The sequence below is a fragment of the Nitrosomonas sp. Nm58 genome (assembly GCF_900107335.1).
GTDB lineage: Bacteria > Pseudomonadota > Gammaproteobacteria > Burkholderiales > Nitrosomonadaceae > Nitrosomonas.
On record NZ_FNPQ01000001.1, the window covers coordinates 133,598 to 153,413 of the forward strand.

Sequence of the window (19,816 nt, forward strand, 5' to 3'; positions counted from 1 at the left end):
GTGCCTGGAGAAAGGAATAGGCTATGCGACGCCTCCCTGCAACGGCACGGCATCTCCTGCCGCCTACCGGAGATCGAAAGCGGGCAGCTTGCGAAGAAAAGATTCAAGAAATAGCCTATCGGCTACATCCCTATCGATATCGTCGAAGTGTAGACGGAAGCAGGCAAACGCTATCTGTTCGTGACCATCGACCGCATATGTTTTAAGGACTAAGAAGAATGTAAGCCATCAATGATTTGCCACATAAATAAAAAGGGGGTGAGATTATGGACGAGTTTCTTTTTCAGATTGCTTTTCGGCTGGTAAATAGGTTTCCATGGATTGGCAGGATGGCCTCGCGCATAACCTGGCTGCGGCGGTTTATCAGTGACAATTATATCAATTGGCAGGCCTATGCCACGAACCCTCGTCCTAGACCGTTTTCCATGGCTGCACCTTATACAACATGGCAATCATTGACGGATAGAACATTCACTGGGCGGCATCTGCCAGAAGCGGAAGGAGAACAGAATCTTCCGAGTATGGGGAGAGTCGCTAATCTATGGAGAAGAAAAGAAAATAAAGAAATCCCGTCGGTCGATACCAGCATATTGTTTTCTTTCTTCGCCCAATGGTTTACTGACAGTTTTCTGAGGACGGATTTTCGCGATCGCCGGAGAAATACCTCAAATCACGAAATCGATCTTTGCCAGATCTATGGTTTGCGTGAAGAAATTACCCATTATTTGCGGCTAAAAAAAGATGGAAAGCTGAAGCATCAAATGATCGATGGAGAAATTTTTCCTCCTTACCTTTTTAACGTTGAAGAAACGACCACGGGTAATTGGGTGTTCGCTGATAAGGAATTTGAGAAGCTGCATCCCCGCTTTGTTTTGGAATTTGTTTTTAACAATGTTCCTGAGGAGCGGTTAAAACGCATGTTTGCCACAGGATTGGAGCACGGCAATTCGTCGATTGGCTATACTCTAATGAATACTATCATGCTGCGCGAACACAATCGAATTTGTGACTTGCTGAAAGAAACCTATTCAGAGTGGGATGATGAGCGCTTATTTCAGACAGCTAGAAACATCATGATTGTCCTGCTGATTAAAGTCGTCTTACGGGATTACGTTTCGCACTTTACACGGTTTGATTTTACCCTTGATCCCACACCGGGTATGGCGGAAAGGCAGCGCTGGTACCGCGCCAACTGGATCTCCTTGGAATTTAATCTCCTCTACCGATGGCACTCAATGGTGCCGGAATACTACATGGTCGGTAATAAGCGATTCAAGCTAGATGAATTTCGTAACAATACGCCTTTAGTAACGCAATATGGTGTTGGGCCATTGATAACGGCTGCTTCGATGCAAAGAGCCGGCCGTGTTGGGCTATACAACACCCCGGGTTTCTTTTTTGATCCGCTACCCATTGGTGATGATAATCGAAGTGTCATGGAGCACACCATTGAGATGGGACGGCAGGCCAAGTTGCGTTCATTCAATGATTATCGCGAGGCATTCAGCATGCCTCGCTTGAGGAGTTTTGAGGAACTCACGGATGATCCCGAACTACAGCGGGAACTGAAGGAACTCTATCATGACCGGATCGAGGATCTGGAATGGCAAGTCGGTATATTTGCCGAAGATCATGATGAAGGTTTTAGTCTTGGCCGCCTTATGGTACGTATGGTTGGGTACGATGCATTTACCCACGCGCTGACCAACCCCCTTGTATCGACCTATGTACATAACGAAATGACATTTTCGAAAGTTGGACAATTCGTTATCGAGGAAACAAACGCGCTTGAGGATATTGTTAAACGTAATGTAAAGGACAGCGACATCGTTGCAAGCTTCAGAACATCTGCTGTGTCATCAGACAGCTAACCCGAATATTTCATAAATTCGCGTGATGATCACGCAGGATTTTGATTAATAGGGAAGTTTTGAGAGAGAGGGGTGTAATGACTCATACACCCGACTGAGCAAAATCTTTCTTATTAATCAAAAGGCAAGTGAGGGCACGTGCCAATTTATGAAATATTCGGGTTAAGAGGTTGTTTAGCTTAAATGTGGAAGTGATAGCGAAATAATCCTGGAAACCGAACGAATTCCTCTTTTGTAAAGGAGCATCGCACGATGAATAAGCTACCACAAAATGAAGAAAATATACGCAAGATAGAAAATCGGAAAAATTATCTTCTTGATATGCAGGCTAAATATCAATACGCATATGAGTATGCCAATACTATCGCTGTCGTACGTAAGTTACCGTGCCGGGAGATACCCGGCATTGGGTATTGGCTGCGTGGAGGGTTAAATCTGTTACAGTTGATTCCAAGCTTGCCTAGCCTATTGGCTACTTATTTGCGCTATTTGCTCGGCAAGCCAATGGAAAGTTATCAAGACTATGTTTTTTATCCGTTTAGTCCGCCAAACCCAGATCTGGTCGATAGCTTCCAGCAAGATCTGATATTTGGTTTGCAACGTGTTATTGGGGTAAATCCAGTCGTATTGCGCGCCGTAACCCATCAGCATCCTCTACCAGAAAAACTGTCAGAATTTCAAATGCGACGCATTTTTGAGGATCAAATTGATGAGATTGATTATGCGGCGGCCATTGAACAAAAACGCGTGTATGTCCTGGACTATGCGGCCCTGGATATATTGCAGCTAAACCCCGGGCATATCGATGGTGGCCGCAAGCAATATGTCACAACGCCGATTGTAGTGTTATTTCTGCAATCAGATGGCATGTTGCGACCGATCGCAATACAGCTATATCAAGATCCTGGGCCCGACAATCCAATCTATACTTCAAAAGACGGCAATCTTTGGTTGGCGGCAAAAATGTTTGCTCAAATTGCTGACGGCAACCACCACATACTTTATACCCATGCGACCCGTATTCATTATGTCATGGAAGCCATCATTATGGCCTCACGTAGGCAGCTTTATAAATCTCATCCACTCTATGTTCTATTAAATCCACATCTTCAATATACACTCAATGTTAATCACCAGCACACTTTCCTGAAAGATCGAAAGGGACGTCCTGGCCGGTTCGGGGAGTTATTTGCTGGAGATTATGACGCGACGATTCAGTGCATGGCCAATGGCATGACGAGCTTTAACTTTAGAGCATCCGCTTTTCCTAATGATATTGCGAACCGGGAAGTCGATAATCCTGATCTTTTTTATCCTTATCGCGATGATGGAATTTTGTTATGGAACGCAATTCAAAGCTTTGTCAAAGAATATGTCGATGTATATTACAAATCTGAAGCAGATGTTACCGAGGACTATGAAATTCAGGCATGGGCAAATGATATCAGCGTACAAGATCGCGGTAGAATCCCCGGGTTTCCTGCCAAATTCGAGTCTAAGCAAGAACTCACCGAGACGCTTGGTCATATCATTTTTCTATGCACTGCTTTTCATTCGTGCATTCATTTCAATCAATACAAATATCCGGGATTTGTTCCCAATATGCCGTATTCGGCTTATGCGCCCCCTCCGATGGGAAAAAACACTGGAATCGATGCGGCTGAACTATTGAAGTTCCAACCAGCATTCCGGGCTGCTTATTCGCAAACGTGGACCTATTTCCTGACAAATTTCCGTGTCAACCGGATTGGGCAGTACCCCCTGCAGCAATTCGATCCTGAAGCACGCGATGCGATAACGCGGTTCAGAAACCAGTTAGAGAAAATAGAGGAACAAATTGATCGAAGAAATAACAACCGCTCGGTCACTTATGATCGCATGAATCCAAGGTTAATCCCAAACGGTGTAACTGTTTAATGAAGTGGATTCAAGATTGCATTGCAGAACTTATGATGGCTTGACCGTCACTGAGCGATACGCCGAAGCGTGCCTCAATGTGAGCTAGTACATTCCTATAACCGTCATTGACTACATTCTTATCTGGATTATAAAAGTCCGATCCAATTTGAAGCTGAAATGGCAGCAACTTAAAAAAGTTACTTAACTGGATGATTACAAAATACTTGATCAGGTCAATTTCTTGATCATTTGTCAATAAAGCTTGTCCCTACGTGTTTATACGTATTCTTTTAATCAGCCTATTCTAATAATCTATTGAAGCATCAGGGGTTAATAACAAAGACTGCTTATTTTTTCCTATAAGCGATCCTCAATCTTATAACGAGGTAGCGTATGTTGCGTTTTCTGAGTTCGCTGTTCACAACGCCAGCGGAGCGGACGGAAGGTCTGGATGAGGCCTTGATCGAGACAGCCATCGAGCGAGCAGTGGACGGCACGGATCGGCGTATCCGTGCCATTGGGCAGTATCGAAAACGGCTTCATCAGCCTGCGGAACGCGCTGTCACCTACGTGATCTCCCTTGTCGACGCCTTGCCTGCACCGATAGAAATAAGTCCGCGGGCATTTGGCGCGAATCCATTTTTACGCACATTCTTTGTTTCCACCGACCACTTGCGCGAAGTTTTCGGGGGCTTCAAAACTGTACGCGATTACCTGACGAATTTGACCGGGCCGGTTCCCGAGCAGATTTTCGGTCTGCTGAGTATGGACATGGAGGAGCGCAAGGTGTTCGGGGTAGAACTCGTTGGTGACACCCTGCGCCGCGATGTCATGCAAGTCACTGTGAATTTTTTCAATTATCGTTACCTTGGGCCCGCCAGCAGTGAGCTGGATACTCGCCGCGAACTGAAGAAACGCGCCTTTGATTTTTTGATCGAAAAGGCTCTGGAGCGCATTGCAGGTGAGCAAGGCAAACGCAGGGAGCTGGATCGCCAACGGCATCTCCTGAAACAAAAGCTCGCAGCCATGAAGACAGGAAGTTGGGGGCTTGATGCAATGCTGACCGATCTCGAGCGGCAGCACCCTGACCTTGCCGCTCTGGAAGCGGAGATCGAAACCATTGATGGGGAACTTGGACAATTTCATACCGATAATCTTGATCTGGAAGAGAGCCTTGCTTGTGTTGTTGATACCTTAAGCCATCCTGCAGCCTGGCTTGCCTCTCGTGAGATTCGCCTGCGCCTTGATTCCATGGGAATCAAGATTGAAGATTCATCAGCAGCATCAAAAGAAATTGTGTTGACCGAGATTTTTTCAGGTACGGGGGAGCGAAGAATCATACTTTTAGGACGTATTGCACGAGCTGACATACCGGAACCGCGGGATCTCTGGCGGGAGGCGCAACGTTACCTGTAAACGCAGTGCTGGCGGGAACAAAGCGTTGCATGATTTTTGTTACTACGACAGCTGTTGCAGCGAGGGCTGCCAGCGCGATCTTTTTAAATCCATTATGAGGAGGAAAACATGACCGGCAATGAGAAAGATCTTGGGGTGGGGATAGCGCTTTTGGAGCGACTTACCACGCAGACACTGCCAAGAGCCTTTGAAATCAAGAAAAAGGTTGACCGTGGCGAGCAATTGATCGAGTGGGATATCGATTTTCTCCAGAAGCTGCTCGAGCGAGCCGAAGAGATTAAGCCCCTCGTTGACCGGAATCCGGAATACCAGGGGGTGTATGCACAGGCGGTGCATCTTTATAAAGAGATTACTGAGCGGGCGCTCCTCAACGAGAAAGAATCCGCGCCGCCCGGATAAATTCAATCGACTTGAGATCGGCGCGCAACAAAGGAGTATCCGCTAAGCTGCCAGCAATTTTTGATAAACAAACCAGGAGTTAAATCAATGAAAACCAATATAGGGTCTTCTCTGTTTGTATTTATGATCCTTGCGTTGCAGGGTGGTCTTGCTCAATCCGCAGGAGATGGCTCAGTAATTCCTTTGCCGGAAGAGGATCGCCTGGCGATCGAGAAGTATTTGGGAAAGGGGGTTGTTGGGGAAGCTATTCCTGCGCCAGCGCTTGCCGATACTACCCGGTATCTTGCTATTAATGTTAGCGCTAGAAACTATCGTCTCGTGAGCGGGCCGGATAAAGGCAAAGTCGAGCATCATCAAACTACTCTGCTGAAACAAGACGGCGGCGGAACGACCTGGCGATATGACACCGGAGCCAGGTTCATTTTTTTCATCAACGCGAAGGCTAATGGCGATTATATCGTGACGGGTGCTACCGATAACGAGGAAGGCGTCATGACTCAGTATTTGCCTGGCGAGCCTTTGATGCTGCAAGGATTGGCGCCTGGTAAGGAACGTAACATAACGGTCGGTATGAAAGTCTTCGACTTGAGCAACCCGGACGAACAAACTCACACGGGCTCGTTGAACATCGATTACCGTTACATGGGCGCCTATAAAGTCACGGTACCGGCAGGCAGCTTCGATGCGGTTCTGGTCAAATGGACCTTCAAGGGAAAGATAGGTCCTGCCTCGCTCAATGATACCCAGTACCGGTTTTTTGTAGCTGATGTCGGCATGGTTGCGGCTGTCGAGCAAATGGATGTTTCAGCCATGCTCATCTATAACAAACAGAGGAAAATTGCGAGGGTGCTGGTCGACAAGCCGAAATCCTGACAAGGTATAAAACCAGATAGGCAGGGTAAATTAACAGATGAATTACACTGAATACACTCAAATTGTAAGTATTGTGGGCTTCTCTTCACTAGGGTTATTCATCGGCCTGCTGCTTGCCTTTGGGATTGGCCGGTATATAGGCGCTCGATGGCTGCCAGAATCGGAAAGCGAGCACACTTCCTCGGGGCTGCTCGACGGTGCCATCTTCGGGCTGTTGGGGTTGCTGATTGCCTTCACTTTCTCCGGAGCCGTTTCAAGATTTGATGATCGGAAAGATTTGGTGATCAAAGAGGCGAATGCCATCGGAACTGCTTACCTCCGGCTGGATTTGTTGTCGGTCGGAGCGCAGCCGGCACTGCGCGCTTTGTTTCGGCAATACCTGGATGCGCGTCTGGAGGTTTATCAGAAGCTACCTGATCTGGCAGCTTCGGAAGCTGCCTTGGTTCGCGCGAATGCGCTGCAAGGTGAAATTTGGTCAGCAGCGGTAAAAGCCTACCAGGAGACGGAATCAATTCCACCTGCCCTCTTGCTGTTGGCGGCATTAAATGAAATGTTCGACATCGCTACGCAACGCACTATTGTTGCGCTGGAGATGCATCCACCGACCATCATCTTCGTGATGCTATTCAGTCTGGCGTTGATAAGTTCGGTATTGGCCGGTTATACGACGGCAGGCGCACGGGGACATAGCTTGACTCATGCGGTGATATTCGCCGCCATCATTGCGGGCACGGTCTATGTGATCCTCAATATCGAATACCCTCGTTTAGGTCTGATTCGGATCGATTCCGTGGATCGGGTGTTGGTAGCCCTCAGAAAAAGTATGGAATCACCTTGAAAGTCAAAAACTGGCAAAAGGAGCGAGGAGGCGTGGAGAATTTGAGGTGACGGGTGCTGCCAATACCTATTGGGTATGGGTTACCACTTCTGGTGATTGGGCAGATCCGCCTGAAAGGCAGGAAGGCATCAAGCTTTTGACGTATTGCATAGCTTGAGTCCAAAAAAGATTTTTTGATCGCTGGTTAATAAAGGTTGCTTCTACGTGTTTGCACGTATTTTTTTAGTGAGCATATTTCGATAATCTAGTAAAGCATCAAAGCTTAATAAAAAAAGACGTTTATTTTTTCTATATACCAAAGGCCCTGGTCGGTGTGGTTAGGGCTGTCAAGCTAACCTGACAGCCCCGAAGGGTGCTAAGGGGTGCTTAGCAGGCGGGCGTAGCCTGTCCGCGCTTCGTACCCCTCATCTTCAACGATGGAGGACACAAATATGACTAAACAGACACGCATCGTGATTAACCAGCAAAGCGATCCCAAGATGATGTGGCGAGAGACTGTAAATGTTGAGCAGCACGAAGCGATGATTCGCGCGGCTGCCTACTATCACTACGCAAAGCGTGGCTACACTCCCGATCATGATCCCGATGACTGGCTTGCGGCTAAAGCCGAGCTTAAGCGTTGGATGCCCAAGTCCCAGGAATTGCCGCTTGCGTTATTTCTTCGTGCCGCCATTGAGATATTTCCTCACTCTTCACTGTTCGGCGACATAACCAGATCAAAAGAAGAATCAGTATGAAAACCAACGTAACATCAAAAGGAGAAGCAGTATGAAAACCAACTTAATGATTTGCTCAATTTTGATTATTGCTTCGATGCTAGTTAGCTGCGCTACCGGCAGCGGGCAAGGAGATCTAAAGGCTGCGGCAGAGATTGACCGTGAAGTCGATATCGCTTTAGCGCAGCTTTATCAGAATCAGCCCGAGGCAAGGGACTTGGCGGCGCGCGCGAAAGGGATCCTGGTGTTTCCACATATTCTCAAGGCAGGATTTATCGCGGGGGCTCAGTACGGGAAAGGCGCGATGCGTAAAGGGGGTAGAACAACCGGGTACTATAACATTGTTGCGGGCTCATACGGTTTGCAAGCCGGCGTACAGTCGTTTAGCTATGCGATGTTCTTCATGAACGACAAGGTGCTTGCCGCTCTTGATAGCAGCGCTGGATTTGAAGTCGGCATAGGCCCGAGTGTCGTGATTGTGGATGCTGGCGTGGCCAAGACGTTAACTACTACGACGCTTAAGGATGATGTCTATGCCTATATTTTTGGGCAGCAAGGTTTAATGGCTGGCCTGGGTTTGCAGGGGTCTAAGATCTCCCGGATTACACCCTGACCGGATCGATATTATCAGTTAAAGGAGATGGCCCATGAAGACCCAAAGACAAACGTGCATACGTACTTTACTGTACGTATCGGTCCTGATGACCACCCTAGGTTGTGCCCATCAACATGCGCTGACACGACCCGAGCCTTTGGTAGCCCCGCAAGCGGGTACGGAAGTGGTCGCAGAGCTGACAGCAAAGGATATCCTCATGGGCATGGCCGAATTCCTGGCCAAGACGCCACGGTTCAGTGTTAACCTCGAATCGAGCTATGAAGTGCTGCAGGAATCCGGTCAGAAGATTGAATTCGGCGAGAGCCGGAAAGTCATCGTGAGCCGGCCTAACGGACTGCGCGTCGAAGTAGAGCATAGCGATGGCGAGCAGCATCTGGTCCAGTACGATGGCAAGGAAATCACTGTATTCAGTCCGTCAAAGAATGTTTATGCGCAGACATCCAAACCCGGCGGGATCGATGAGGCAATCAGGTATTTTCTCAGGGATCTCGGTATGAGGTTGCCGCTCGCTATGCTCCTGACAAGCCAGTTCCCAACAGAACTCGATCGCCGTACCCAGGAGCTTGATTATGTGGAGAGTACCGTTATTGATGGGGTTCTAACCCATCATTTGGCAGGACGCACTGAAACGGTCGATTATCAGGTCTGGATTGCTGATGACGTTCAACCATTGCCGCTTCGGATAGTGTTGACTTATAAAAATGCAGAAGGTCAGCCGGCTTACCGGGCACAGTTTTCCAACTGGAATCTGACGCCTGAGGTTAAGGATTCCCTGTTTGCATTTACCCCGCCTAAGGGGGGGCAGAGGATTTCCTTTGCCGCAGAGTTGCCCAAAATTGCAGCGGAGAGATTAACCAATCCAGCGAAAACCGGGGGGCGGAAATGAAGACCAAATCTTACTTGATCATGACCGTGATCGCGGTCACACTCATTTTTTTGATAGGTACCGTGGCTGAGGCCGAGGCCCGTACGCGTGGCGGCGGTGGAGGGGGGGGAAGGGCATCCACTGGCGGGGCGAAGAAGGCTAGTGGCAGTTTTTCTCGTAGTGGCGCTGCCGCGAGCGGCAGCTTCTCGTCCGGTTCTAGGCAAGCACAAGCCGGCGCAAGGAGTGCCGGAACTCCGGCTCAAGCCGGCGCAAGGAGCACCGGAGCTCCAGCCGCCTCCGCATCGAGAACGGCCAGCCGTTCGCAGGCTGCGCAGACCGCATCGCGAACAACCAGCCGATCTCAGACCGCGCAGACGGCCAGCCGATCTCAGGCCGCGCAAACCGCGTCCACAAGCCGAGGGGAGACCCGGCAAGGCCGGCAGCAGGCTTCGACTGAGAAGGCTGGCGTACACGAGGAGGGACGTACAGAACGCACACAGTCCCGGCAGGAGGGCAGTACGGAACGCGCTCAAGCCCGGGCGGATACCCGGCAGACTTATGCGGAGCACCGCGGCGATTATTACGGCGATCATGGACACTACGATGATGGCGATGACTGGGATGACGGTGAAGTGGCAGCGCTCGCGATTGGTGCTGCAGTGGTAGGTGGGGTGGTCGGGTATGCAGCGGGTCAGTCATCCGCCGAGCAGACTGCGGCACCTTCTTCAACAGTCGTTTATACCGCTCCTCCTTCCGGTTCCGCAGGCTTGCCCTGCACCCCCAACACGACCGTTGTCAGCGGAGTGACCTACTATCAATGTGGGACTGCCTGGTATACTCAGGCTTACGGGAGCAGTGGCGTCATGTATATGCCTGTACCCGCACCCTTTTAGGCAATGAGTCGAGGGGCCGCTTACTTCGACTAGGCATATTGAAAGATCAAATCTTTTGGGCCGGGGGTAATACCCCGGCCCTTTTTGCAATCAACTAAAAAAGGTTTGCCATCGATAGGTTATCCTGAAGCCTTTTAGCCCGAATATTTCATAAATTCGCACGTGCCAATTTATGAAATATTCGGGCTAGAGCAGTACCACCGCATCTTATTTATTGACTACGGGGTCGAATGAGTAGGCTTTATCGGCATGAAGGCTTAAGGTTAATTCGGTTTGCTGCAGCGATGCTTGCTCTGACTGCGTTGGCTGCCAAAGGGCAGGAAATCGAACCGCGCGCCTATACCAATGCCCCGGTAGGGCTTAATTTTCTGATTGCGGGCTACAACTATACAACAGGCGGCGTGGCTACCGATCCTGCTCTGCCGATTGAGAATACCCAGGTTGAGATTCATACCACGCTTTTTGCGTACGCGCGTTCGCTGGATTTCTTTGGTAAGTCCGCCAAGTTCGATGTGGTGCAGCCCTATGCCTGGGCCTCGGGCAGTGCCACGGTTAAGGACCAATCTGGCGAGCGTGAAGTATCCGGACCTGCCGATACAAGATTTCGCTTTGCAGTCAATCTTTATGGCGCGCCCGCACTTTCCATGAAAGATTTTGCAAACTACAGACAGGATACGATAGTCGGCGCGAGTGTAGAGGTGACCGCACCCAGCGGCCAGTATGACGAAGACCATCTGCTCAATATCGGCACCAACCGCTGGTCGATCAAGCCGGAGATCGGGGTTTCCAAGAGCCTGGGGCGCTTGACATTAGAGTTAGCCGGAGGCATCCGGTTTTACACAGAAAACGACGATTTTTTCGGTGGCAGAGCCCGCGAACAGGATCCGCTCTATTCTCTGCAGGGGCACCTCACTTACAGCTTCGGCTACGGTATCTGGGCAGCGGTGGATGGCACCTTTTATACTGGCGGACGAACCACGCTCGATGGTGTGGAAAATAACGACAAGCTGGAAAATTCACGCATAGGTGCTACGCTTGCGCTGCCTGTGAACCGCTATAACTCGGTCAAGATTTTCTTCCATACCGGTGTCTCGGTTCGTACTGGCAGTGATTTCAGCGCAATGGGAATTAACTGGCAATACCGCTTCGGTGGAGAACATTAATTCATGTTGCCAGTTCAGCAAAGATCAAAGCCCATTGTTGGATCGAATGCGAGAGATCATTGACATTAATTCCGCTATTTACAAGTCGATCGTGTTGCCGCACTTATCAATGGCTTTGTATAGATGCGTCCACTTTCCTTTGACCTTCACATAAGTCTCATCCACCCGCCAGCTATAGCCCATGGTCGGTTTCCACAGCCACCGCAGGCGTTTTTCCATCGCTGGAGCATAATACTGAACCCAATGATTCTACTCTTCTTATTTTCTGCAACAGAGCCCAAAATAGGCAAAAGGAAGATCCTTACGCAAGCGTAGCTGATGGCTCAGGAAGAATTCGTGGTAGCAACCGCAGTTATGATGGCATCGTAAAGCCACGGCTTGCCCTTGTTTAGCACCGTAGGAATCACCTTTCTTCAGGCAGGTGAGGACGTCAAAATGAGTTTACAACTACACGAGCAGCGTTGAGTTTTTTATTTTGTTCTAGACTTTCCGGTCCTCTTATCATGGCATTCAAAAAGACAGAAAAATAACTTTTATCAATAATTGCGTTTTGACGTTCGATTTCAGGCAACATCAAAGCATGTAATTTCTGGAGGTTATACCAAGGTACAGCAGGATATACATGATGCCCAATATGGTAATTAATATTATTCCAAAACCAAGAATTTATCGGATTACTGATAATGGTTCGAGTGCCGGCAAGTTGTCCAGAGTTCCAGGGCGTTCCGTAATGCTCTGCCACAAAGCGAATGCTATTAAAAAATCCAAAAAATATGAGTGGCCAAAACCAAATTGCAAAAACTTCAGATGCGATGCTTTGATTAGATGCCCAGTAAAAAACGGCGACCATTAAAGTTATATGCAGTACAATTTCAGTCCAATGAATCAGAGCCTTGACACCTCTAAATTTTTGTACTGGAAAAATAAACGTAAACTGAATCGCAGTAAGAAATATTCCCACCAAGGCGTACGCATAGAAAAGGATATAATCACCAATCTCACGTTTGCCCATTGTAAATGCATCGGGGTCTTTTTGAGTACGATTATGGCGATGATGAATGAGATGATCTTCTTTGAATGAAATGAATGAAATAAACATGGGTATGATGGCGAAAGTACCAAATGCCCAATTCTTCCACGTTGCTTTGAATAGAACGCTATGAGTGCATTCATGCATAAAAGTCATGATACCCATCTGCATGTACCCCATTGCAAGATAACACAGCCACGTAATAATCCAGTGGGGAGAATTCCAACAAACTACTCCCAATCCGATCCAGATTAAGTAAAATAAAGGTATCTTTAGGTTGGGTTGCCAGCGTTGTTGATAAAGTTTTCTCAGTTCAACATTATTGATTTTCAATCTGCCTTAAAGTAAGAAATACTCCAAAAACCATTATCATGGTAGGTAATTTTATTGTAATTACCTTCATAAGTATGAAGCTGACTCAGTTTTAGATCGAAAGAATCCGTTCTTTCTGTTTGCTCCCTTAACTAGATTGTAAATTACACAACCGGTTTACTATACGCCTACTAAGAACTGCTTAATATCATTGTCGCATGATTTATTTTGACTCCCCCCAGACCAGAGCTCGAACCTGGGATTTGAGAATTCAGTTTGAAGCGTCAAATATCTTACTCAAATCGTCAAGCAAGATCATTCTGCAATAAAGTTCAGGTGATCTGGATAATCGAGGCAGTATCCCGAAGGGCAAGCAGGGCAAAATTGAAGAGACCCAACATGCTACCACTTAACCCGAATATTTCATAAATTCGCGTGATGATCACGCAGGATTTTGATTAATAGGGAAGTTTTGAGAAAGAGGGGTGTAGTGATTCATACACCCGACTGAGCAAAATCTTTCTTATTAATCAAAAGGCAAGTGAGGACACGTGCCAATTTATGAAATACTCGGGTTAACTATTTTATGCGCGGCTTCTCACGAATATAGTTAAATAGGGCTTCCTCGGCCAGATCAGGTATTTTCCACTGCTAATATTTGATGTCCTGTCCTTCCTTGCGAGCATCCTGCTTGGTCTCGCGCTTGTCCTGCCGGCATTCCGCCCGAGATTTTTCATCTCCCGCTTTGCATTCAGCCTTGGTCTCTCTTGCCTTCTGGCGGGCATCCTGCTTTATGTCTCGGGCTTCGCGGCGTTGCTCACCTTGTTCGGTTGCGTAGCTCGTCAACGGTGCTATCAATAATGCAGTTGCAATGGCTAAGTTGGATACGACAGCTTGAAAACTTGCTTTTCTATTCATTCTCTTGCTCCTTGATATGAGATCAATTTCACATTTACTGTCCAGACAAGCCAGCAACAACAATGCCAACTCCGCTCTAAAATCTTCAGTAAAACAACGTATAGGAAAAATAGATACCGTTTTCTTTGACATATCGTAACACTTCAATAAATTATCAAAATACGCTGACTAAATAAATACGTGTGAACACGTAGGTATAATCCTTATTAACAAGTGATAAAAAATCTATTCTTTTTGACTAGGGTCTATTGACATTTCACATAGGTAGCCACTTGAACAGCAGTTCACGGTTGTTCGTCTTCCTTGATCCATACCTGATGCATTAAAGCACCTTTTCCATAACGCTCACGACCCAGGCTCTTGACCAGGGCCGCTTATGGTGGTTTGCAACCTGCTCCTGCAAGCCGATTGCGAGGGGCCATGCTTTCATCTCTTACGCCGCTTGCTGCGGCACACTGATATCTCCACCCTGGAAATTCACTTCAACAGTGCGCTTCTTTACATCTGGAAAATTAAATGATTCCTGGATACACTTTGTCACTGGCAATTCCTTTTCTTTATTCGGCATAGGTAACTGAATTATAAAGAATTATAAGAGAACTGACATTTCCCTTCGTGCAATATTGGGGTTGGCTGCGTCAGCTATTAGGAATTCCCTAAACCACAGAATTTTTTGATGGCTTGTCTATAAAGAGTATCCCTACGTGCTCGTACGTATTTCTTTAATCAGCATATTTTAATAGTCTGTTAAAGCACGAGCGCTTAATAAAAAGGGCATATATTTATGCAAGCTAATCAGCAGATAATTCAATTTTCTCGCTTTCCTGATTTCTTCGTGGTGGGTGCGCCGCGCTGTGGCACCACATCGTTCTGCCGTTACCTTGCGCGCAACCCGCAGATAGGCTTCTCGCAGCCGAAAGAAACACACTACTTCGCTCGGCTCGATAATGAGCCTTCCGAGACTGAGCTGCGGCGGGACTACCTTGATCGCTATTTCGGTCATTGCGCTGCTGATTGCCGCGTCGTGGGCGAGGGGTCGGTAACATACCTCTACCTGCCCGAAGCGATTGAACAAATTCTGCGCTTTAATCCTAATGCACGGTTCATCGTCCTGGTTCGCGATCCGCTGACGATGCTACCCTCCTATCACCAGCGGCTGCGGTACCTGCTGCAAGAGGATGAACCGGATTTCGGGAAAGCGTGGGCGCTCCAGCAGGCGCGCGCCCGAGGGGAGAACATCCCGAAGCAATGTCTCGATGCCCGGCTGCTGATATATAGTGAGATCGCAAAGTTTGGTGCGCAAGTACAGCGACTCTATTCCATCGCCGGGCGTGAACGAACGCACGTCATCGTTTTCGATGATCTCGTAACCGACCCGCTCAACGTCTACCGGCGTGCCCTCGAGTTCCTTCAAGTCGACTATGACGGCCAGACGCGTTTCGAGCGGAAATACCCGAGTCGTATGTATCGGTATCGCTGGCTGCAGCAGCTGCTTTACCTGCCAGTGATGCGCCGTGGAAAAGTAATCGATACGTTGCGGCGCCACAAAGCCAATTACCATCAGGATGGTTCAAAGCGCCGGAGTCTGATCAGCCGGGTGGCTGGTTGGAATACGATCGCCGAATCGCCCGCACCGTTGACCCCTCAGGTGGCCGCCGTCGTGCGCGAGACGCTGCGACCCGACGTCCAGCTTCTGTCCCGATTGCTAGACCGCGATTTGAGTTCCTGGCTCGCCGGAAAAATAGATCGTGTTACGTATCGCTTGCTGCCATATTGGGGCAGTACAGCATCTGATCCAGGAGGGGGCAGGCCACCCGCATTGCAAAAGTTTTCACCGAAGTCGATGTAACGGCAACCGGCAGCACCCATTGCTCGAGTAACTAAGCTAATTTATCTGAATGTATTAATAAAACGGAGGATCAAATGTCAATTCCGAAAAGTAATATAGAAAAGAAGCGACTCGATGAATGTAGCAGGCATAGCCGAACAGGTGGGACTGAAGGCATGCCATGGAAGAAGTGGGGTCCCTATCTCTCGGAGCGTCAATGGGGGACGGTGCGCGAGGATTACAGCGAAGGGGGGGATGCCTGGAATTTCTTCACTCACGATCAAGCCCGCTCACGCGCCTACCGCTGGGGAGAGGACGGCATCGCTGGCATTTCTGATGACGAGCAGCACCTCTGCTTCAGCCTGGCTCTGTGGAACGGCAAGGATCCTATTCTCAAGGAGAGGCTGTTCGGATTGACCAACAGCGAAGGCAACCACGGCGAAGATGTGAAAGAATACTACTTCTATCTCGACAGCACGCCGACGCACTCTTACATGAGGTATCTCTACAAGTATCCCCAAACGGCCTATCCTTACGTCGATTTGGTGGAGACGAATCGACGGCGTTCGCGGAATGAGTTCGAGTACGAATTGCTCGACACGGGTGTTTTCAATGACAATCGCTACTTCGACGTCTTCGTGGAGTATGCCAAAGCCGGTCCGGAAGACATTCTGGTGAAGATCACGGCAACCAACCGAGGACCGGAAGCGGCTGGGTTGCACCTCCTGCCGACACTGTGGTTTCGCAACGATTGGTCGTCGTGGATTGCTGAATCCAACAGATCACCCGAGAAACCCAATCTCAAGCAGATCAAGGAAGCGAAAGACACGAGCGCGGTTACAGCAATGCATCCGTTGCTGGGTGAATTCATCCTTTCCTGCGAAGGCGAGGTGCCGCTGCTCTTCACCGATAACGTAACGAACAACGATCGGCTCTTTCCTGGGTATCCGAACGAGGGTCCGTACGTCAAGGACGGCATCAATGATTATGTGGTGCAAGGTCGACAAGAAGCGGTCAATCCTGGCAAGCAGGGTACCAAGGTTGCGGCGCATTACCAGGTCAATATTGTCGCCGGTCAGACCACAATGATTCGCCTGCGGCTCTCCAGGAGTTCTCCAGAGCAGAAGAACAAATCCTTTGGCAAGGATTTTGACAGAGTCTTCGACGACAGGCTCCAGGAAGCCGATGAGTTTTACCAGTCCGTGACGCCACCATCAGTGAGTAAAGATACGGCCAACGTGATGCGCCAAGCCATCGCCGGCATGCTGTGGAGCAAGCAGTTCTTCTTCTTCGACGGTTACAACTGGCTGAGCGAGCACAACTCTAATCCGCTGCATACTGGGTATCGAAATGCCCGGAACACGGAGTGGTTCCACATGTTGAACAAGGACGTCATCTCCATGCCTGACAAGTGGGAGTATCCGTGGTATGCGGCCTGGGACCTGGCCTTCCATACGCTTCCGATCTCGATCGTCGATCCCGACTTCGCCAAGGATCAGATGAAACTGATGCTGCGCGGCGTCTACCTGCATCCTAGCGGTCAGATGCCCGCCTATGAGTGGAATTTCAGCGATGTGAACCCCCCGGTGCACGCCTTCGCGACCCTGTTCCTGCACCGTACCGAGCAGGGTCTGCACGGGAAGACGGACGTGGAGTTCCTCAAATTGGCGTTCAACAAGCTGCTGCTGAACTTCACTTGGTGGACAAACCGCAAGGATCGTTTCGGCAAGAACGTGTTCGAGGGCGGCTTCCTCGGCCTCGATAACATCGGCGTGTTCGACCGCAGCGCGCCACTGCCCACTGGTGGTCACCTGGAGCAGGCGGATGGCACCGCCTGGATGGCTCTCTTCAGCCAGAATATGTTGGAACTTGCCGTCGAGTTGGCCACTCACGACCCGACCTACGAGGACATGGTGCTGAAGTTTGCAGAGCACTTCTACTATATTGCTGCGGCCATGAACCGTCCCGGCCAGGAGGGGATGTGGGACGAGGAGGACGGCTTCTACTACGACCTGCTGCGGCTGCCCGATGGCAGCGCCACGCGGCTCAAGGTGCGCTCGATGGTGGGGTTGCTGCCCTTGTGCGCGACGACAGTTATCGAGGCGTGGCAGCGGGAGCGCATCCCGCAGGCGCTTACCCTCATGGTGGAACGCCTGCGCCGAATTCCCGAACTCATGAATACCATGCACCCTACCGGCCCTGGGCACTACGGTGTCGCGGATCGCGGGATCGCGGCCATGGTCACCCCAGATCGGCTAAGACGGATTCTGACCAAGATGCTCGACGAAAATGAATTCCTCAGCCCCTACGGCCTGCGCGCGCTGTCCAAGTTCCACGAGCAGCATCCGTATGTCTTCCACGTGAGCGGTCAGGAGTATCGCGTGGATTACCTGCCGGCGGAGTCGAACACGGCCAACGCCCTGTGTATGGCGGCAACGAGATGTTCCAGAACGACCCGCACTGGCGCGACTACATCCTGTTCTATGAATACTTCCACGGCGACAACGGTGCCGGATTGGGTGCGAGCCATCAGACCGGTTGGACCGGGTGCGTGGCAAAACTCATCCAACTGTTCGGCTTCCTGGATGCCAAGCGGGCTCTGGAAGGGGGTAAGCAGGCTGCGTTCACAAAGGCTGCCGAAGGAAGTAACGTATGAATACCTGGCCGAAGTACCCGCTGATCTATGAGATCAATACCTGGGTGTGGTTGAGTGAGTTGAGCCGGACACATCGGCAGCCCGTGACCCTGGCCACGGTTCCCGATCAAGAATGGGATGCGCTTGCCGCGTTCCACTTTGATGCGGTCTGGTTCATGGGCGTATGGGAGCGGAGTCCTGCCGGCATCGCCATTTCGATGCGAAACGAAGGGCTGCTTGCGGATTTCCGCCGGGCTCTTCCCGATTTTGCGCCAGAGGACAATGTCGGTTCACCTTATTGCGTGCGGCGCTACGTCGTGGATGCCCATCTGGGAGGCCCGGAGGGGCTTGCCGCTGCCAGAGAGAAGCTGGCCAAGAGGGGGCTGCGACTGATCCTGGATTTCGTCCCGAATCACGTGGCGCCGGATCATCCCTGGGTCATGGAGCATCCTGATTATTTCATCCAGGGCAACAGTGATGATCTGGCACAGAAGCCGGGAGAATTTTTCGAGGCCGGCGGCAAGGTCCTGGCGCTGGGGAGAGATCCGTTCTTTGCGCCTTGGCCTGATGTGGTGCAGTTCAACGGCTTTCATCCGGGATTGCGCCAGGCGATCATCGAGACTGTGGGATCGATTGCCGGGCAATGCGACGGCATGCGCTGCGATATGGCGATGCTGCTTATGACGCCCATTTTCGAGCGCACCTGGGGCTCCCGCGCCGGGCCGCGTCCCGAGAAAGAATACTGGTCGGAGGTGATCCAAGGGGTGCGGCAGCATTACCCCGATGTCCTCTTCATGGCTGAAGCTTACTGGGACAAGGAATGGGAGCTTCAGCAGCAGGGTTTCGACTATTGCTACGACAAGCGCCTTTATGATCGTCTTGAGCATGGTCCGGCCGAGAGCGTGCGCCTGCATCTCTGTGCCGATCTGCCCTACCAGGAGAAGCTCGTTCGCTTCATCAAGAACCACGATGAACCGCGCGCCGCTGCGACGTTTACTGAACAGAAGGCGCGGGCGGCTGCAGTGACGTTTGCAACGCTACCTGGCGCTAGACTGTTTCACGAAGGGCAATTCGAGGGACGCCGCGTGAGACTCCCTGTGTTCCTGCGCCGCCGTCCCGATGAAACTCCGGACCAGAATCTTCAGCAGTTCTACCACACTCTTCTTGAAACCCTTCGCAGCAAAGACTTCAGGGACGGGGAGTGGAGACTGTGTGAGCGGATCGGTTGGCCGGACAATGACATTTTTTCGAACGTGGTCGCCTGGTGCTGGCAGAAAGAAGCTGATCGCCACCTGATCGTCATCAATCTTTCAGCAAGCCGTTCCCAGGCGCAAATTAGGCTGCCATGGGGGGATCTCGCGGACTGTTCCTGGCGGTTGACTGATCCGCTACAGAAAACAGTGTTTGATCGGGCGGGTGATGAACTTCAAACATCGGGTCTGCACGTGGATCTGGAGCCGTGGGGTTGTCACGTTCTTCACTGCGAGAGCCGTTGATCAAACAGGATTCAGGTAACGGTGATAACGATAGGAGGTTTTGAGGGA

At 50.1% G+C, this 19,816-nt stretch carries 18 protein-coding genes and 1 pseudogene; 15 read left to right on the forward strand and 4 right to left on the reverse strand.

Annotation, left to right across the window (positions count from 1 at the left end; all coding sequences use genetic code 11):
• Positions 1-23: 23 nt before the first annotated feature.
• The 12 genes from BLW34_RS15395 (at position 24) to BLW34_RS00585 (ending at position 11,549) form a co-directional block, all read left to right on the forward strand.
• Positions 24-206, forward strand: coding sequence for a hypothetical protein (locus tag BLW34_RS15395; protein ID WP_143037835.1), 183 nt, complete (start codon positions 24-26; stop codon positions 204-206).
• Positions 207-266: 60 nt separating this feature from the next.
• Positions 267-1,871 carry a peroxidase family protein gene (locus BLW34_RS00530; protein WP_090574290.1) on the forward strand — a complete coding sequence of 535 codons (1,605 nt, stop codon included), beginning with the start codon at positions 267-269 and terminating at the stop codon, positions 1,869-1,871.
• A 252-nt stretch (positions 1,872-2,123) separates the two neighbouring features.
• Positions 2,124-3,788, forward strand: a complete 1,665-nt coding sequence (locus BLW34_RS00535; protein ID WP_090574292.1) for a lipoxygenase family protein — start codon at positions 2,124-2,126, stop codon at positions 3,786-3,788.
• A gap of 375 nt (positions 3,789-4,163) precedes the next feature.
• Positions 4,164-5,186, forward strand: a complete 1,023-nt coding sequence (locus tag BLW34_RS00545; RefSeq protein WP_218138706.1) for a hypothetical protein — start codon at positions 4,164-4,166, stop codon at positions 5,184-5,186.
• A 108-nt stretch (positions 5,187-5,294) separates the two neighbouring features.
• The gene (locus tag BLW34_RS00550; RefSeq protein ID WP_090574296.1) at positions 5,295-5,585 is read left to right on the forward strand and encodes a hypothetical protein; all 291 of its coding nucleotides are present in this window, start codon (positions 5,295-5,297) and stop codon (positions 5,583-5,585) included.
• Positions 5,586-5,672: 87 nt separating this feature from the next.
• Entirely contained in the window at positions 5,673-6,458 is a 786-nt protein-coding gene (locus tag BLW34_RS00555; RefSeq protein ID WP_090574298.1) for a hypothetical protein, read from the forward strand.
• Positions 6,459-6,495: 37 nt separating this feature from the next.
• A complete protein-coding gene (locus BLW34_RS00560) occupies positions 6,496-7,296 on the forward strand; it encodes a bestrophin-like domain (RefSeq protein WP_090574300.1) in 801 nt (266 codons plus the stop codon).
• Positions 7,297-7,727: 431 nt separating this feature from the next.
• Entirely contained in the window at positions 7,728-8,033 is a 306-nt protein-coding gene (locus BLW34_RS00565) for a DUF2934 domain-containing protein (RefSeq protein ID WP_177165905.1), read from the forward strand.
• A 31-nt stretch (positions 8,034-8,064) separates the two neighbouring features.
• The gene (locus BLW34_RS00570; RefSeq protein ID WP_090574304.1) at positions 8,065-8,625 is read left to right on the forward strand and encodes a lipid-binding SYLF domain-containing protein; all 561 of its coding nucleotides are present in this window, start codon (positions 8,065-8,067) and stop codon (positions 8,623-8,625) included.
• Positions 8,626-8,659: 34 nt separating this feature from the next.
• On the forward strand, positions 8,660-9,514 hold the full coding sequence (locus tag BLW34_RS00575) for a DUF2092 domain-containing protein (protein WP_177165906.1): 855 nt from the start codon (positions 8,660-8,662) through the stop codon (positions 9,512-9,514).
• The gene (locus tag BLW34_RS00580; protein WP_090574306.1) at positions 9,511-10,386 is read left to right on the forward strand and encodes a hypothetical protein; all 876 of its coding nucleotides are present in this window, start codon (positions 9,511-9,513) and stop codon (positions 10,384-10,386) included. Before BLW34_RS00575 ends, BLW34_RS00580 begins: the two co-directional genes overlap by 4 nt.
• A gap of 230 nt (positions 10,387-10,616) precedes the next feature.
• Entirely contained in the window at positions 10,617-11,549 is a 933-nt protein-coding gene (locus BLW34_RS00585) for a transporter (RefSeq protein WP_090574308.1), read from the forward strand.
• 84 nt (positions 11,550-11,633) lie between these two features.
• On the opposite strand, the pseudogene BLW34_RS00590 reads toward BLW34_RS00585, so the two are convergent.
• The 4 genes and pseudogenes from BLW34_RS00590 to BLW34_RS16705 all read right to left on the reverse strand — a co-directional run.
• Positions 11,634-11,792: pseudogene (locus BLW34_RS00590) on the reverse strand (DDE-type integrase/transposase/recombinase); the annotation flags it as partial.
• 187 nt (positions 11,793-11,979) lie between these two features.
• On the reverse strand, positions 11,980-12,735 hold the full coding sequence (locus BLW34_RS00595; protein ID WP_371263896.1) for a fatty acid desaturase family protein: 756 nt from the start codon (positions 12,733-12,735) through the stop codon (positions 11,980-11,982).
• An 807-nt stretch (positions 12,736-13,542) separates the two neighbouring features.
• A complete protein-coding gene (locus BLW34_RS00600; RefSeq protein ID WP_218138707.1) occupies positions 13,543-13,941 on the reverse strand; it encodes a hypothetical protein in 399 nt (132 codons plus the stop codon).
• Between the two features lie 301 nt (positions 13,942-14,242).
• Positions 14,243-14,377, reverse strand: a complete 135-nt coding sequence (locus BLW34_RS16705) for a hypothetical protein (protein ID WP_256203509.1) — start codon at positions 14,375-14,377, stop codon at positions 14,243-14,245.
• Between the two features lie 216 nt (positions 14,378-14,593).
• Between BLW34_RS16705 and BLW34_RS00605 the strand changes: the two genes are divergently transcribed.
• From BLW34_RS00605 to BLW34_RS00615, 3 genes are all read left to right on the forward strand, one after another.
• Positions 14,594-15,658, forward strand: a complete 1,065-nt coding sequence (locus BLW34_RS00605) for a sulfotransferase family protein (protein WP_090574315.1) — start codon at positions 14,594-14,596, stop codon at positions 15,656-15,658.
• A 74-nt stretch (positions 15,659-15,732) separates the two neighbouring features.
• Positions 15,733-18,324, forward strand: a complete 2,592-nt coding sequence (locus BLW34_RS00610) for an MGH1-like glycoside hydrolase domain-containing protein (protein ID WP_218138708.1) — start codon at positions 15,733-15,735, stop codon at positions 18,322-18,324.
• On the forward strand, positions 18,290-19,768 hold the full coding sequence (locus BLW34_RS00615) for an alpha-amylase family glycosyl hydrolase (RefSeq protein WP_090574317.1): 1,479 nt from the start codon (positions 18,290-18,292) through the stop codon (positions 19,766-19,768). Before BLW34_RS00610 ends, BLW34_RS00615 begins: the two co-directional genes overlap by 35 nt.
• Positions 19,769-19,816 lie beyond the last annotated feature (48 nt).